The 15,256-nt window shown below is 34.2% G+C and carries 12 protein-coding genes; 11 read left to right on the top strand and 1 reads right to left on the bottom strand.

Going from position 1 to position 15,256, the window contains the following annotated elements; genetic code table 11:
* Positions 1 to 36: 36 nt before the first annotated feature.
* The 8 genes from FTRAC_RS05850 to FTRAC_RS05815 all read left to right on the top strand — a co-directional run bounded on the left by FTRAC_RS05850 (position 37) and on the right by FTRAC_RS05815 (position 12,037).
* Complete coding sequence (locus tag FTRAC_RS05850; RefSeq protein WP_013453309.1) at positions 37 to 855, top strand: PorV/PorQ family protein; 819 nt, start codon at positions 37 to 39, stop codon at positions 853 to 855.
* A 44-nt stretch (positions 856 to 899) separates the two neighbouring features.
* The gene (locus FTRAC_RS05845) at positions 900 to 2,930 is read left to right on the top strand and encodes a helix-hairpin-helix domain-containing protein (protein WP_185094438.1); all 2,031 of its coding nucleotides are present in this window, start codon (positions 900 to 902) and stop codon (positions 2,928 to 2,930) included.
* 74 nt (positions 2,931 to 3,004) lie between these two features.
* Positions 3,005 to 5,014 carry a peptidoglycan DD-metalloendopeptidase family protein gene (locus FTRAC_RS19195; protein WP_013453307.1) on the top strand — a complete coding sequence of 670 codons (2,010 nt, stop codon included), beginning with the start codon at positions 3,005 to 3,007 and terminating at the stop codon, positions 5,012 to 5,014.
* Positions 5,015 to 5,040: 26 nt separating this feature from the next.
* Complete coding sequence (locus FTRAC_RS05835) at positions 5,041 to 5,763, top strand: hypothetical protein (RefSeq protein WP_013453306.1); 723 nt, start codon at positions 5,041 to 5,043, stop codon at positions 5,761 to 5,763.
* 96 nt (positions 5,764 to 5,859) lie between these two features.
* Entirely contained in the window at positions 5,860 to 8,625 is a 2,766-nt protein-coding gene (locus FTRAC_RS05830; RefSeq protein ID WP_013453305.1) for a WD40/YVTN/BNR-like repeat-containing protein, read from the top strand.
* 246 nt (positions 8,626 to 8,871) lie between these two features.
* Positions 8,872 to 9,591, top strand: coding sequence for an FkbM family methyltransferase (locus FTRAC_RS05825; RefSeq protein ID WP_013453304.1), 720 nt, complete (start codon positions 8,872 to 8,874; stop codon positions 9,589 to 9,591).
* A gap of 416 nt (positions 9,592 to 10,007) precedes the next feature.
* Positions 10,008 to 11,165 carry a hypothetical protein gene (locus FTRAC_RS05820; RefSeq protein ID WP_013453303.1) on the top strand — a complete coding sequence of 386 codons (1,158 nt, stop codon included), beginning with the start codon at positions 10,008 to 10,010 and terminating at the stop codon, positions 11,163 to 11,165.
* Between the two features lie 2 nt (positions 11,166 to 11,167).
* Complete coding sequence (locus tag FTRAC_RS05815) at positions 11,168 to 12,037, top strand: tetratricopeptide repeat protein (protein WP_185094437.1); 870 nt, start codon at positions 11,168 to 11,170, stop codon at positions 12,035 to 12,037.
* 15 nt (positions 12,038 to 12,052) lie between these two features.
* Here FTRAC_RS05815 and FTRAC_RS05810 read toward each other — a convergent pair whose 3' ends face one another.
* Positions 12,053 to 12,535: a SixA phosphatase family protein gene (locus tag FTRAC_RS05810; RefSeq protein ID WP_013453301.1), complete on the bottom strand. Its 483-nt coding sequence runs from the start codon at positions 12,533 to 12,535 to the stop codon at positions 12,053 to 12,055.
* 84 nt (positions 12,536 to 12,619) lie between these two features.
* Between FTRAC_RS05810 and FTRAC_RS05805 the strand changes: the two genes are divergently transcribed.
* From FTRAC_RS05805 to FTRAC_RS05795, 3 genes are all read left to right on the top strand, one after another.
* Positions 12,620 to 12,811, top strand: coding sequence for a cold-shock protein (locus FTRAC_RS05805; protein WP_013453300.1), 192 nt, complete (start codon positions 12,620 to 12,622; stop codon positions 12,809 to 12,811).
* A 708-nt stretch (positions 12,812 to 13,519) separates the two neighbouring features.
* Positions 13,520 to 14,575, top strand: coding sequence for a M42 family metallopeptidase (locus FTRAC_RS05800; RefSeq protein ID WP_013453299.1), 1,056 nt, complete (start codon positions 13,520 to 13,522; stop codon positions 14,573 to 14,575).
* Between the two features lie 10 nt (positions 14,576 to 14,585).
* Positions 14,586 to 15,191 (top strand): carboxypeptidase-like regulatory domain-containing protein, encoded by a 606-nt coding sequence (locus FTRAC_RS05795; protein ID WP_013453298.1) that lies wholly within the window; start codon positions 14,586 to 14,588, stop codon positions 15,189 to 15,191.
* Positions 15,192 to 15,256: the final 65 nt, after the last annotated feature.

The following is a 15,256-nucleotide window of genomic DNA, read 5'->3' as shown; positions in this document are numbered from 1 at the left end:
ATTTAGGTGCTAAGGGTTTATAATTTAATAATCTGCATGAAATTATTCAACCAAATACTCCCCATTTTATTGCTTTTCGCTTTTCAAATTAATGCACAATCTATTTATTCGCCTGTATCGAGTCGGGTAATTGGGTTGGGCGATGCCGCTGTCACCATGGATGGCTATTGGGCTTCATTTCAAAACACTGCTGGAATAACAAATACTGAAAGTTTTGAGGTAGGGGCCACTTATGAAAACCGATTTGGTATGCTGGGAATGGATTTAATGGCAGCGGGTTTGACTGCTAAATTGCCCTTTGGATATGCTTCATTAAGTGTTTTTCGCTTTGGTGACGAGATCTATAACGAACATAAAATTGCCCTTGGATATGCTACAAAGCTTGGCATTATCAAATTAGGAGGTAGGCTTAATTATCTTCAATATCAAGTCCAAGATTTTGGGACTCAAGAAACTTTGTCCATTGATTTTGGGGGAATTGCTTCCATAACTCCCCAACTATTAGTGGGGGCACAAGCCTTAAATATTACTCAATCAAGCCTAAATGTTGAAGCTGAGCATGGAGTACCCACACTTTTGAAACTTGGTGTTTCTTACCGACCAAGAAATTATTTTATGCTGAATGCAGAAATAGAGAAAGATATTGTAAGACCTGCCCTGCTTAAATTAGGTGCAGAGTACAATTTTCTAGAGAAGTTTTATCTTAGAACAGGTGTGAATAGTGGCTCATTTCAGTCGTTTTATGGTCTGGGATTTAAGTGTTTAAGTATTCAATGGGATTATGCTTTAAGTAATCATGCGGAAATGGGGTTCTCTCATAGTATTTCAATGCAATATAGAATTAAGAACAGATGAGGGTGTGTTTGTCCATAGTGTTGTTTTTAATTTGTACTACAGTAATGTCTTTTCATTCTTTTGCACAGGATCAAGAACTTGATCTGGAAGATTTTATAGAAAGTAATTTCTCTGTCCAGGATGAAAACACTAATTATGAAGATATATACGAAGCCTTATTTCAACTCTATCAATCTCCAATAGACTTAAACAAAGCCAATCGCCAAGATTTACAATCATTGCTGTTGCTTTCGAATATCCAAATCAGTGAATTTTTAGATCATAGGGCCAAGAATGGTGATTTGTTAAGTATTTACGAATTACAAGCTATTTCTGAGTTTGACCTCAAAACCATTTATGAAATTCTTCCATTTGTTTCTGTGCGAGAGACTGGTTTGCAAGCTGATAATCGCCCTTTACTACAAAGGATTTTAAATGAAGAGAATAACTATTTGATCATTAGATCAGATAGGACTTTGGAAGAAAAGCGTGGCTATGTTTCTTCCGATGAAAGAGAAAGGCAGTATTTGGGAGATCCGTACAGGCTTTACACTCGCTTTAGAGTAAAGCATACCGATGATTTTAGCATAGGATTCACCACAGAAAAAGATGCTGGTGAACAGTTTAAATGGGATCCAACCAAGGACCAATATGGTATGGATTTTTGGTCTTTTCATGCACAATTGGAAAATCAGGGGAGACTAAAAAATATAGTTTTAGGAGATTATCAGTTGCAATTTGGGCAATCTTTGTTATTTGGAGCAGGTTTTGCCATCGGGAAGGGAAGTCAAACTGTTGCTACTGCAAGAAGAAGTAATTTGGGGGTGCTTCCTTATACCTCCGTTTTGGAAACCAACTTTTTTAGAGGGTTTGCGACTACACTTGAGTTAAATGATTATCTGGATTTAACAACTTTCTATAGCTACAATCCGATCAATGGAAATGTACAGCTGGATTCTGCTCAAAGCGCGGAAGAATTTTTTTCTTCCATCAGGCTTACAGGTTTCCATAGAACTGAGTCAGAAATAGCAGGAAAAAATGCAATCGAAGCACAAAATTTTGGAGGAAACTTATTGTTCAATACTAAAAGAGAGAATCTCAATATTGGCTTAAATTATATTCATACCATTTACGATAGACCCTTTTTCCGTCAACCTAATAAATATAATCAATTTGAATTTGGAGGTACCCAAAATCAGAATTACGGTTTATTTGCTAATTATTATTGGCGTAATTTCCATTTGTTCGGGGAGGGAGCGGTAAGCACATCCGGTGGGGTTGGTGCAATAGGTGGGTTTATCGCTTCCATTACTCCAAGTTTGCAGACCAGTTTTGTTGTCAGAAATTATGACAGGGATTTCCATACATTTTATGGAACAGCATTTGGTGAAAGCACCCGAAATATTAATGAAAATGGAGTCTATTGGGGGATGAAATTCCAGCCATTTAAAAAGCTGACTTTTTCAGGATATTACGACCGCTTTAATTTCCCTTGGTTAAGGTTTAGGGCTGATGGACCATCAAAAGGTAATGAATTTTTAGGAAGAGTAGCTTACAGTTTTAACAGACAGATAAAATTGTATGCACAAGCTAGAGTAGAAAATAAAGAGAGAAATGTGGCAATGGATGCTAACCCAAATTTATATGGATTGACTAATGCAGAAAAGAGAAATTATATCCTAAATTTAGATGTCCGCCCGAAAGGAATAGTGTCTTTAAAAACCAGAGCCCAGTTCAGTGAATTTCTATTTGATGGCGATTATTCAAATGGCATGGCATTAATCCAAGACATTAATTTTGACTTTGGAAGATTCCGATTGAGCACACGCTATTCCATTTTTGACACGGACAATTTCGAAAATCGACAGTATGTTTATGAAAAAGATGTTTTATATGCATTTTCAATTCCAGCTTATCAGTATACAGGAAGTCGCTCTTATGCATTATTACAGTATAAATTCTCAAAAAAGCTCCAAATATGGGCGAGATATGCTCAGTTTCGATATGTAGATCGGTTTACAGTTGGAACTGGTAATGAAAAGATTGAAGGGGATAAAAGATCTGAAGTGAAAGTGCAGATGATGGTGAGATTTTGATTTCCATAGCTAAAATGTAAGCTAGTTGTTGCTCTTGTGTATTTCAATATGTATTTTTATATAAACAAGAACAGATGCATCAAAAACTACTAAGCCTCGCACTTCTTTTTCTTACTTTCAATGTATTTAGTCAAAATATTTCATCGGTTGATTCAGGAAATTATATACAGAGTAAATTTATTTGTAATCAGGAAAATTTACATAAAAAATATTTTGCTGAAACGCAGTACATTAAAGATTCCCTAATCTCGAACGGAATTTTAGACATTAAAAAAGAAAATTATCCAGACGATCATATTTTACTAGAATGGCCAGTTGCCCAGAATATTAACTTTAACGAGCCTGATTATTATGGGATATCCAATTTTGTTGATCATAATGAGGCTTATCCAGACCAAATTCTAGACTACAATTGTGGAACCGTCTCATATGATTTACCAAGCGGATATAATCATGCTGGAGTGGATATTTTTGCGGCTCCATTTCCTTGGATGAAAATGGATAATAATCAAGTAGTGATTGTTGCTGCAGTTGCTGGGGTAATTATTTATAAAGCCGGGAGTAACTATGATTTGAATTGTGACTTTAGTAATTCTGAAAGTTGGAATGCTGTTTATGTGTTACATGAAGATGGTTCAACTGCCTGGTATGGGCATTTGAAGAAAAACTCTCTGACTGAGAAAGAAGTAGGTGAAACAGTTTCTACTGGAGAATTTCTGGGTGTGATGGGAAGTTCAGGATCCTCTACGGGGCCACATTTGCATTTTGAGCTATATAATTCGGATGATGAACTTATTGATCCCTATGTAGGTCCCTGCAATCCATCAACTTCTACCTCTTGGTGGAGAAATCAGAAACCGTACAAAGATCCTAGAGTATTAAAAATAATGACCCATATTGATGCCCCAATTCCTTATGGTTGTGTAAGTGAAGAGCAGTATAATGCAGAAATTAATTTTTCTCCAGGACAAAATATTTTTCTTGCAAGCTATTTGTCTGATCAAACAGTTGGAGATGTACTTTATCATAGGTTACTAAGTCCAGGTGGTGAAATATTTGATGAATGGGAAAAAGAATTTGAGAGTAATTATGCTTCCTCCTATTGGTATTATACACGATCTATTAACAACTCATTACCTACTGGGAAATGGACATATCAAGTAGTTTATGAATCTCAGCAAGTATTATCACACAATTTTTATATAAAAAATGAAGATCAAAAGCCAATTTTGTCAACCGAGCAAAATATTGAAGTAGAAAATGACACTGGATACTTTTCAATAATTGTTAGCAATATAGGAGAAGTGGGGCTGAATATTTCTAATATTGAAACCTCAGCTGGATTATCTGCGGATTGGCAGGGCGATATAGCGCCTGGTGAATCAAATGAAATATTGGTTCAGATGAAAAACAATTTGGGTGATGCAGAATTTATTGAGATATTTCATAATGCAGAAAATAGTCCTTCAATTGTTTATGTCTCAGATCAACCAGTTTCCTTAATTCAATCGAGTATTACTGAATACGATTTTGGTGAAGTTATGGTGGATGTGTATGATACTTTAAAACTTCCACTAGAGAATCCAGGATTAGAAACTCTTCAAATCCAAGATGTAATGGTACCAACAGGCTTTCTTGTCAATAGAACAAGTTTCGAAATTGAAGCACAAGAAATAGATACTTTAGAAGTGTTTTTTATGCCAACACAGGAAAGTGTTTATAGTGGGCAATTGAAAATTGTATCAAACGCATCTAATAATAGCGAGTTTGATGTTAGATTATTGGGTACAGGAATTCCTAACGTATTTTTGTCTACTGAAGAATTTCTTAGTAAAGAAATTAAATTGTATCCAAATCCAGTAAGACATCAATTTAATCTAAATTTTGAATCAATTAATTCGCCAATTTGTTTGATCAATATCATTGACAAATACGGGAAGGTAATTGCAAATTATTCGATAGATCAAAAAGAGTTGAAAAAAGAGTATAAGCTAAATGTTAAAGAGTTGTCTTCAGGAACGTATTATTTGAAGATATTGGGAGACGATAATGAAGTTTATATAAAAAGATTTATCAAAAGATAAAATTGGGATTTAAAATGTATTAAAGCGTGAAGAGTTTTAACAGTGTAATTTTTACTATTACCATTATTTTTATTGCAGGCTGTGAATATTCCACTCCCCCTGAGATGCTAATGGGAAAGTGGTATGTTGCTTCCGTGAAAGCAAATGGGCATGAAATGATTCATGATTACTTGGATCAAAATACTCGCTATCTTGTTTTTAATGAGGAAGGGACTTATCAAGTTGGTTTGCTCGATTCTGTTAGTGAAAAAGCTTGGATGATACATTCAGACCAAAATGAGTTAATTATGATGGATGGTAGCCCTTTTGATGATATCAAAAAATGGAATGTAAAAGCCTCTGATGAATTGGTATTTTTAAGCGATAAGAATAATCATTTCAATATAACATTAAATAGAAAGAAGAAACTGCCTAAAGTGAAAATAAATGAGGAAAATGCCTTGATCGGAAAATGGGTAATTGATAAAGTGACCGTTAATGGTTACGATAATTCAGATAAATATGCTTTCCCAAATAGGTGGATTTTGCTTGCTGACAACGGAAGGTTCTATAATGGTAATGAAACAGGGGATCAGAATGTGGGTTATTGGGAAACAAATAGTTCTTTAACAAAAGTTGATTTTTTTGATCAGAAAGATCAGGGGGAATCATTTATTACATTTAATATTGCCAACAATACCCTTTGGTACGAAAAGCAAAATGACAATAATGCCCCACAGGTAAGAGTCTATTTTAAAAAAGTGAATTAAGTTTCAAATTATCCACGATTTACCCCGATTATATATTTTAAGTGATATAATTCCAATAAATTTTCGATATTCGTCATAGATAAAAATCTCTTTACTATGACACGAATATTATTTGCATTCACTTTACTACTGCTTTTACCTTTTAGCTTGATGAGTCAGGTTCAACCAACCGATGCAAAATCCATCTTGGAAGGAATTGAAAATAGAAAAAAACTAGCTGAATCTTCGGTTTTGAAGAATTATCCCTCTAGAAATGTTGGCCCTGTTATTCAAGGAGCTCGCATTGTCGATATTGCGGTAAATCAAAATAACATCAAAGAATTTTATATAGCCTATGCTTCGGGTGGTCTGTTTCATACAAAAAATAATGGAATCAGCTTCGAGCCTATTTTTGATAATGTGGGCGCACTTACTTTGGGAGATATAGCACTAGCTCCAAGTGATGAAAACATTCTATATGTTGGAACGGGAGAGAATAATTCCAGTAGAAGTAGTTATGCAGGTTCTGGTATTTATAAATCTACTGATAAAGGCAAGAATTGGGAGCATATTGGCTTACCTAGCAGTCAGCATATTGGGAGAATTGTAGTTCACCCTGAAGATCCTAATACTGTTTGGGTAGCTTCAATGGGAGGTTTGTATTCTGATAATGAAGAAAGAGGGGTTTACAAAACCACAGATGGCGGAGAATCATGGGAAAAGACATTGTATATAGATGATAAAACCGGAGCAATTGATTTAATCATCCATCCGGAAAATCCTAATCTAATATGGGCTAGCATGTGGGAACGCAAAAGATATGCTTGGGATTTTGTTGGAAATGGGAAAGGTTCAGGAATCTATATGTCAACAGATGGCGGTGAGAACTGGAGTCTATCTATGAATGGAATGGAAGATGATGAATTTACTGGAAGAATTGGTTTGGATATTTCTCAATCTAACCCAGATATTTTATATGCTTTAATTGATTATCAAAAGGAAACTAAAAAAGAAAAAGAAGAGCAGGAGGGATTAGCCCCAGCTGATTTTTTGGAAATGTCGGTGAAGGATTTTCTTAAATTAAACAATGAAGATTTAGATCAGTATTTGAAAGATAATAGTTTTCCTGAAAAGTATAATGCTGTAAATGTCAAAAAAGATATCGAATCTGGTGCTTATAAACCGAAAGCCTTAAGCGATTATTTAGGTGATGCCAATCAGGCATTATTTGACACAGATGTTAAGGGTTCTGTAATTTATAAATCAACTGATAGGGGAGCTACTTGGCAAAAAACACATGATTATGATCTGTCTGGAGTTTATTACACTTATGGCTATTATTTTGGTGAAATTAGAGTGGCGACTCAAAATCCTGAGATTATTTATGTGATGGGCGTACCGATTGTAGTTTCCAGAGATGGTGGTAAAACCTTTAACAGAACAGACTCAATTGGTGATGTGCATGTGGATCATCATGCGATGTGGATTAATCCTGAAGATGAAGAGCACATTATGTTGGGTAATGATGGTGGACTTTACATCACTTATGATGGTGGAGCTACTTGGGATCATAAAAACAGCATGTCAGTAGGACAATTTTATACTGTAAATGTAGATATGGAAAAACCATACAATATTTATGGAGGCTTGCAGGATAACGGAACCATGGTGGGAAGTTCTCGTACCGTGCCTAATGTAAGAGGAAGATGGGAAAGTATATTCGGTGGTGATGGTATGTTTGTAAGTGCTGACCCTAGAAATTCAGATATTGTTTATGTGGGCTTTCAGTTTGGGAACTATTTTAGAATTAATAGAGAAAGCGGTAAAAGGCAATATATCACGCCTAAGCATAATATAGGAGAGGATCGATTAAGATTTAATTGGAGAACACCAGTGGTCATGAGTCAGCATAATCCTGATATTATATACATTGGTGCTCAGAAAGTTTACAGAAGCTTAAATCAAGGGGATAGCTGGACTGCATTGACTGGTGATTTAACCAATGGTGCCAAAGAAGGAAATGTCCCTTTTGCTACTATTACAGAAATTGCAGAATCACCATTGAAGTTCGGGATTGTTTATGTAGGTACCGATGATGGCAATGTTTGGTTAATGAAAGAAGGACAGAGTATCCAAAAAATCAATAACAATCTTCCTGCAGATTTATGGGTAAGCAGTATTCATCCTTCAGAACATGATGAAGCCACGGTTTATCTATCTATGACAGGCTATAGAAATGATAATTTTGATAATTACGTCTATAAAAGCACTGATTTTGGTAAAAATTGGACATCAATTGCAGGTGATTTACCTCAAGAGTCGGTTAACGTAATTTATGAAGATCCAAAAGTCGCTGGATTACTTTACATCGGTACGGACCATGGATTATACACCAGCTTTAATGATGGAGAAAACTGGCAACACATGGGAGCTATCCCAAATGTAGCAACTTACGATCTGATAGTACACCCAAGAGATTTGGATTTAGTTGTGGCCACACACGGGAGAAGTATTTATGTTACGGATGTACAGCCATTACATGAAATTGCCCAAAATAAAGAGAATAAATTAGTGACTTTTGATCTTGACGATATCCGTTTCAGCAAAAACTGGGGAGAAAAATCTCATCCTTATTCAAAAGAGTATTTGCCGAAAATGGAGATAGCGCTTTATTCTGATGCCAATAAAAATGGTAAAGTAAAAATTGAAGTACTGAATGAAGAAGGTAAAAGCTTAAGTTCCTGGGAAGAGAAATTGTCCACAGGCTACCAAAGCTTTGAATGGAACTGTAAAATAGGAGATGATTTTATTTCTAAGGGGAAATATGAATTGAAATTCATTTTAGGTAAAGAAGAGCATAAAGAAGGATTTGAGGTGAAATAATTTATTTAATTTTGCTTATAGCGCACACGACAAGTGTGCGCCATATGAGAATAGGACTTCATTAGGTAGAAAAGTTTAAGGGTCCTTGTCCCATGAAAATTTTTTGGTTAGCAAACACAGTCCATTACAATCTAATCCTATGTCTGTCTTATTCAATTATTTTCAATTTGATTATCGTCATTATTCATAACTTTGCCTTGGATAATCCGGGTTGAGGAAAGCAACTATTTAAAAAGCATAATCAAAATGATAAAATTCTTAAAAAGAAAAGTAAGACAAATAAAAAGAAAATATAATCTTATAAAACTTAAACTAGAAGGAGATAAATACAAGCAATGGTTTGGCAGTAAATACGGTGGTTTTTATGTTCGTCAGGAGATATTAAAAAAGAGTGGGCAAGTTATTGTTTATTCTTGCGGAGTGGGCAAAGACATTTCATTTGATAAAGCAATCATGAGAAAATACAAGAAATGTGAAATCTATGCTTTTGACCCTACCCCTATTTCAGTGAAGTGGATAGAAAAAAAATGGCTTCCCAAAAATTTCCATTTTTACCCTATAGGAATTAGCGACAAAAATGGAACTGAAAAAATGTATATTCCCAAAACCTTTGACGTTTCTTATGGTGTTTTTAACTGGAACAATGAGAATAAAGATGAAATAATGGTTGAAATGAAAACCATAGAAAGTATCGCTGAGGATCATGGGCACAAGTTTGTTGATATTTTGAAAATGGATATTGAAGGTAGCGAATTTGTGGTTTTAAACTCAATTGATTTCAAAAAGATAGAGTTTGGTCAAATATTAGTTGAATTTCATGAACGGTTTTTGGAAAACGGCCATAAAGTGCTGGAGAAAACTATCGCATATTTGGAAAAAAATGATTACGAATGCTTTGCTATTTCAGATGATTTTGAATACAGTTTTGTTAACAAACGGTTTAAAACAACAGAAGTGAATAAATAATCATCCTCCTAATCGGGGGTTAAAGTTATCGGGGATCTCTTGTCTGACTCCAGGATTCTGCTTATGGGTTTTCCCAATTTATTCAAAACAAGCTGTATATAACAATTCAATACTTCTTTGACCGCATGCTTGGTTTACCAAATCTCATGGCATTGCAACTTCGAGATAATCTGATCTTTCAACTCGCACCATACTAGGTACAAACATATGCTATGATGGTTTTGGTATTTTTAAAGTTGAACAAAATACTCTAGCCTTTGACTATCTTTAATCTTGGATAGTTGCAAAGTGCTTTTAACCATTCAAAGTTCATGTCCATACAGTTTTCTCTTTAATATAATGGCTATTGAAAAACAGCGACCTTGAAAACAAGAAGTCATTTAAAGCACAAAATTGATTTTAAAATATAGATTTAAATGAGATTAAGCCTTATATTTTTCAGTATAACCATATTACTGGGTTGTAGCGATAAAGAAAATAATAGTTCTGAAATTTACCTTGGAACATACAGAGTAGCGGATCGAATGATTCCTTATCCCTATTTAATAAAACAAAAAAAAGATACACTCTTTCTTTTTGATGAAAGTGGAATTTGTATTGATAAAACAACTAAGCATTCAATAAATGAAGCTGAAGAAATTAGTTTTAATGAAAAGCATTTTAAAATATTAGATAGAAACGATACTAGCCTAGTAGTTTTTGATTTGCAAGACACTGTAAATTTCAGAACATTTAAAAATGGGCAACCTAATCCAAGATATGCTGCTAAATTCCAAAAATTGGCAAGTGCCAATAAACTTGACCTTCAGGAAATCAGAAAAGAGCTAAGGAATGCAATTTGGAAATATGACGTTATTGAGGACGAGAATAGTAATCCTAACCAAGATTTAGATATTGAACAATTAATCAATTTTAGAAATGATAGTGTAAGCATTATTACAAATTATTACTATCAAGGCTTAAAAACAATTTCAGAATATGAAGCAAAAGCATATCATATTTTTGAAATAGATGACATTTACTTTCTCTCCTTTCAAAAGGGAATTGATAATCCACAACCCATTTACCGGATTACCGGCTGTAATTCCCAAAAAATTGAATTAGTAGATTTTTCTTCCAGAGATACCAAAAGCATAAGTTTTAACAAGGACTCCATTAGTATTGATGAATTTATGTTACAAGTTGAAAATACTCCACCATATTCTAATTGTTATGACGGATACCAAGGAGAATACTATTATGATGATGTTACATTCAGCAAGGGCAATGAATTTATAGCAAGCTATGTAAATGATAATCTCCCTAAAAACGAAATAAAATCAGGGTATATAATCATTCAGTTTAATATCAACTGTTTTGGAAATATAGGTGACTTTGGTCTCATTCAAATGAATAGAAAATATGAAAAAGCATTCTTTTCGAAAGAAATTGTAAGCCATATAATTAATAGAGTAAGTAAATTAAGTGATTTCCCTCCTTCGGAATCACAAATAGAATGGCTTAACCACAAAGATGTTCATGCCTTTTTAATGTTTAAGCTTGACCACGGCAAAATCACAGATGTATGTCCTTAAATATGAGAATAATTAGTTTTGCTATACTATTGATAGCCTTTAGTTGTAATGAAAAAACATCTAAAGATTTCTCGTCATTAGATAAAGATAAAAAGGAAGAATTAGCAAATTGGTATGATAAAATGTCAAACTCTTTTTTGCAACCTTCAGAATTGCATAGAAGATTTAAAGACTCTGCTTTATTAGTACAACCTAATAATGTGCAAACAAGACAAGTACTTTCTTATTCATATAAAAAAGTTGGAGAGCACATTAAGGCAATGGAAGTTTTAAACAAGGCAGCTGAAATTGACATTGAAAATGGTAAGGCGAATGTTTTACAATATAGAGCGTGGAGCCTTCTATATTACTACAGAGATTATGAAGGTGTTGTAAGAGATGTAGATTTAATAGAAAAGATCACAAATAATCCCTATAATTCGTGTTGGGGAGAACCTTGTGGCCTTCTAAAAGGACAAGCTCTATATAAACTGAATGAGTTTCGAAAAGCAATTGAGACCTTTGAAATCGTAAATTTAGAGGAAGAAAAATTGGGATTTGAGGGTAATTTTTTGATTTCCTTTTATATGGGAAGGTGTTACTCAGAACTGGAAGAATATGACAAAGCGATACTGTATTTTGAAGAATCAATGGGATCAGTAAAGCGATTTCCAGAAGTCTATTACCAATTAGGATTGATTTATAGAAAACTTAATAGTAATGAAAAGGCTAATGAGAATTTCAAGTTAGCAAAGGAATATATTAGATATAGTATGAACGAGCCTTATATAGAACGTTTTGACGAAGTTTTTGAGTATATGATAGATGATGAATTGAAAGAATTGCAAAAGACTAACTACTACAAGTCTACTGCATCCAAATTGTCTAGATGAGAGCTTCTGAAATAGTCATAGATTCTTAGGATACTGAAAAAATTCTAGTGAAGCATTCTTAGGCGAGACTTCACTCCATTTTTCTATATTCAATTTCAAACTTACAATCCCACCGGTAGGAATGTTATCAGGAAAACCAGAAAGCAAGTAATCAGCTAAATCATTCAATCCAGGATTATGGCTTACCAATAGTAAGAAGTTTATATTATTGTCAGTCTTCTTTATGATATTCAGTAATTTCGATCTGCTCGCATGATACAATTGGTCATCAATTTTCATTGGAGCATTGAACACGGTCTGAAGAGCTAGAGCAGTATTTTTGGCTCTTTCAGCACCGCTAGTGATAATCAAATCTGCATTGTTAGCTTGTAAAGAAAGCCATTGCGCCATTTTCGGAGCGTCTCTTTTTCCTCTATCATTTAATGGTCTATCATAATCATTTAAATATGGATAATCCCAACTTGACTTGGCATGGCGAGTAATAAATAATTCCTTCATATAAAAATAATTTCCAACAATAGTAACAGAATAAATCAAAAAATGTATATTGCTTCAAATTTATAATTAATAACAATTTATTTTATGAGTACTGGAACAGTAAAGTTCTTCAATGAAGACAAAGGATTTGGATTTATCATTGAAGACGAAACAGAGAACGAAATTTTCGTTCACGTAAGTGGTTTGGAAGACGATATCGAGAAAAACGATAAAGTTACTTTTGAAACTACAGATGGTAAAAAAGGCTTAAATGCCATTGGTGTCAGAAGAGTATAATTTTAAATAATTTATAGATTCTGAAGTGTAAAGCTGATTGGTCGCCAATCGGCTTTTTTTGTGCCTAATGATTATATTTCCCCTACTAAAAAGCTGTAAGGTCGCTCCTCTGGAGCTTTGATAAACAGTTTAGTACAATTGTTACCATAAGTTAGCCCCTCTGGGGCTGTAGGGCAGTAGATTTTGAAATTAGCCTTTTAAAAATAACATGTTAATAATACCTCATTACAAGTCCCAGAGGGACGACCATATGGTAACTTAAATCTTAGCACTCCTCCAAGTTCCGTAGGAACGACCTTATGGTTTAGCAGAAAGTAACTAACCTTATTTCACACTCAAAACCATACTTTTTCACAACAATAGAAGCAAAAGGAAACAAAAGGATTTTCGCTAAAGCGAAAGTTATCTCTAAGTCTGGCACAGAGCAGTTGTGAGTACAAGAGATCATTATTCAGCTTAGATAGCCATTATTTGTGTCCGTTTCTTTTTTTGTCATGATTTGAAGACTCACACATTACTGCAATCTTAAGAAAATAACCCTAGTTATTTTCTATTGTATTCTTTTGTGCTTTGTGAAATTCTTGGAGAAGCTTTGTGGTTAAAAGAAAAAAGGCTCTGGCTTTCCGTTTGTTTTCTGTGAATCTTTTCCCCCACAATTATTGATAACTACCGAATTCAATTAATTTTGAAAAAATTAAATAAGCTAGAATGGAAAATTTTAATATAGAACTACTTTCAAAAATTTGTGAAACTCCAGGTGCTCCGGGGCACGAAAAGAGGATTCGTGACTTAGTAATCAGCGAAGTAAAATCTTTGGTAGATGAAGTAGAGGTTGATAATCTTGGAAACGTACATGCCATTAAAAAAGCTAAGAGCAATCCGGAAGGCAAAAAGGTAATGGTAGCTGCTCATATGGATGAAATCGGTTTCATGGTCACTCATATAGACGAAAATGGCTTCCTTAGATTCACAACCCTTGGCGGTTTTGATCCTAAAACATTGACCGCTCAACGTGTAATTGTACATGGTAAAAAAGATGTGATAGGAGTGATGGGTTCTAAGCCTATTCATGTGATGACAACGGAGGAAAGAAATAAAGTAAGTAAAACAACCGACTATTTTATTGACCTAGGAATGAAGAAGGAAGAGGTAGAAAAAATAGTATCAGTTGGTGATGCGGTTACCCGAGAAAGAGGCTTAATTGAGATGGGAGATTGTGTTAACTGCAAATCAATTGATAACAGAGTGTCTGTATTTGTTTTGATTGAAGCTTTAAAGACTTTAAGAGATCACCCTTATGATGTTTATGCTGTATTTACTGTACAAGAGGAAGTAGGACTTCGAGGTGCAAACGTGGCTTCCCATAAAATCAATCCTGATTTCGGAATTGCCTTAGATACTACCATTGCATTTGATTTACCAGGAGCGCAAGCCCATGAAAAAGTGACTTCTCTAGGTGGAGGAACCGCAATTAAGGTTTTAGATGCCATGACTATTTGCGATTACAGAATGGTAGAATTTATGAAGCAAACTGCTGATAGAAATTCAATCAAATGGCAACCTGAAATTTTAACCGCTGGAGGAACGGACACCGCAGGCTTACAAAGAATGGGTAAAAATGGGGCAATAGCAGGAGCAATTTCTATTCCTACAAGGAACATGCATCAAGTAATTGAAATGGCACACAAACAAGATATATTGGATTCCGTTCAATTATTGAATGCTTGTATAGAAACTTTAGATAAATATAATTGGGATCACTAAATTATTAAATATGAAAAATAGTCTGATTTTATTCGCTTCCATTTTTTTATTTGGCTTTTCAGCTGCAGCGCAGCAGGAAGATCCTATCAACATTACTGGTGTGATTTTAGATGCAGAAAATATGGAGCCTGTACCTTTTACAACCGTATTAATTGGGGAAGGTAAAAGTGGAACGGTAGCCGATAATTCTGGGTATTTTTCATTTCTTGCTTACCCTGGAGATACTATCACGTTTAGAAGTGTTGGGTATAGAACTTCAAATTTTATAATTCCTAAATTATTGGAAGGCAAAACGTATTCTTTAATTGAGTTAATGGTGCAGGAAAATGTCCTTTTAGAGGAAGTGAAAGTTTATCCTTTACCTGATGCGGATTATTTTACCAGTACTATTGTAAAAAAAGAATTAACTGATATTCAGAAAAGGCAATTGCAGGATTTTAAGAGAGATTTAAACAACTTATTAGAAAAACAATACGATCAGAACAGCCCATATTACGACCAGTGGAGATATGCTCGCCTTTATGATATGACAGGAATTGTTCCCCCTAATAATTTCTTGAATCCTATGACTTGGTCTAATTTTATTAGAGATTGGAAGAAGGACAGCGAGAAATAATTTTTTATGCCCAGTTCAAAAAATATGATCTTCCAGTTTTTAAAAAACTGGAAGGTCTTTAAATT

The organism is Marivirga tractuosa DSM 4126, from assembly GCF_000183425.1.
In the GTDB taxonomy this organism is placed as follows: Bacteria; Bacteroidota; Bacteroidia; order Cytophagales; family Cyclobacteriaceae; genus Marivirga; species Marivirga tractuosa.
This window is presented reverse-complemented; position numbering and strand designations above follow the sequence as displayed.

Bases quoted from the DNA above. Each gene is read 5' to 3' on its own strand.
- FTRAC_RS05850 (WP_013453309.1), top strand. From the start codon at position 37: ATGAAATTATTCAACCAAATACTCCCCATTTTATTGCTTTTCGCTTTT.
- FTRAC_RS05845 (WP_185094438.1), top strand. From the start codon at position 900: ATGTCTTTTCATTCTTTTGCACAGGATCAAGAACTTGATCTGGAAGAT.
- FTRAC_RS19195 (WP_013453307.1), top strand. From the start codon at position 3,005: ATGCATCAAAAACTACTAAGCCTCGCACTTCTTTTTCTTACTTTCAAT.
- FTRAC_RS05830 (WP_013453305.1), top strand. From the start codon at position 5,860: ATGACACGAATATTATTTGCATTCACTTTACTACTGCTTTTACCTTTT.
- FTRAC_RS05825 (WP_013453304.1), top strand. From the start codon at position 8,872: ATGATAAAATTCTTAAAAAGAAAAGTAAGACAAATAAAAAGAAAATAT.
- FTRAC_RS05820 (WP_013453303.1), top strand. From the start codon at position 10,008: ATGAGATTAAGCCTTATATTTTTCAGTATAACCATATTACTGGGTTGT.
- FTRAC_RS05815 (WP_185094437.1), top strand. From the start codon at position 11,168: ATGAGAATAATTAGTTTTGCTATACTATTGATAGCCTTTAGTTGTAAT.
- FTRAC_RS05810 (WP_013453301.1), bottom strand. From the start codon at position 12,535: ATGAAGGAATTATTTATTACTCGCCATGCCAAGTCAAGTTGGGATTAT.
- FTRAC_RS05805 (WP_013453300.1), top strand. From the start codon at position 12,620: ATGAGTACTGGAACAGTAAAGTTCTTCAATGAAGACAAAGGATTTGGA.
- FTRAC_RS05800 (WP_013453299.1), top strand. From the start codon at position 13,520: ATGGAAAATTTTAATATAGAACTACTTTCAAAAATTTGTGAAACTCCA.
- FTRAC_RS05795 (WP_013453298.1), top strand. From the start codon at position 14,586: ATGAAAAATAGTCTGATTTTATTCGCTTCCATTTTTTTATTTGGCTTT.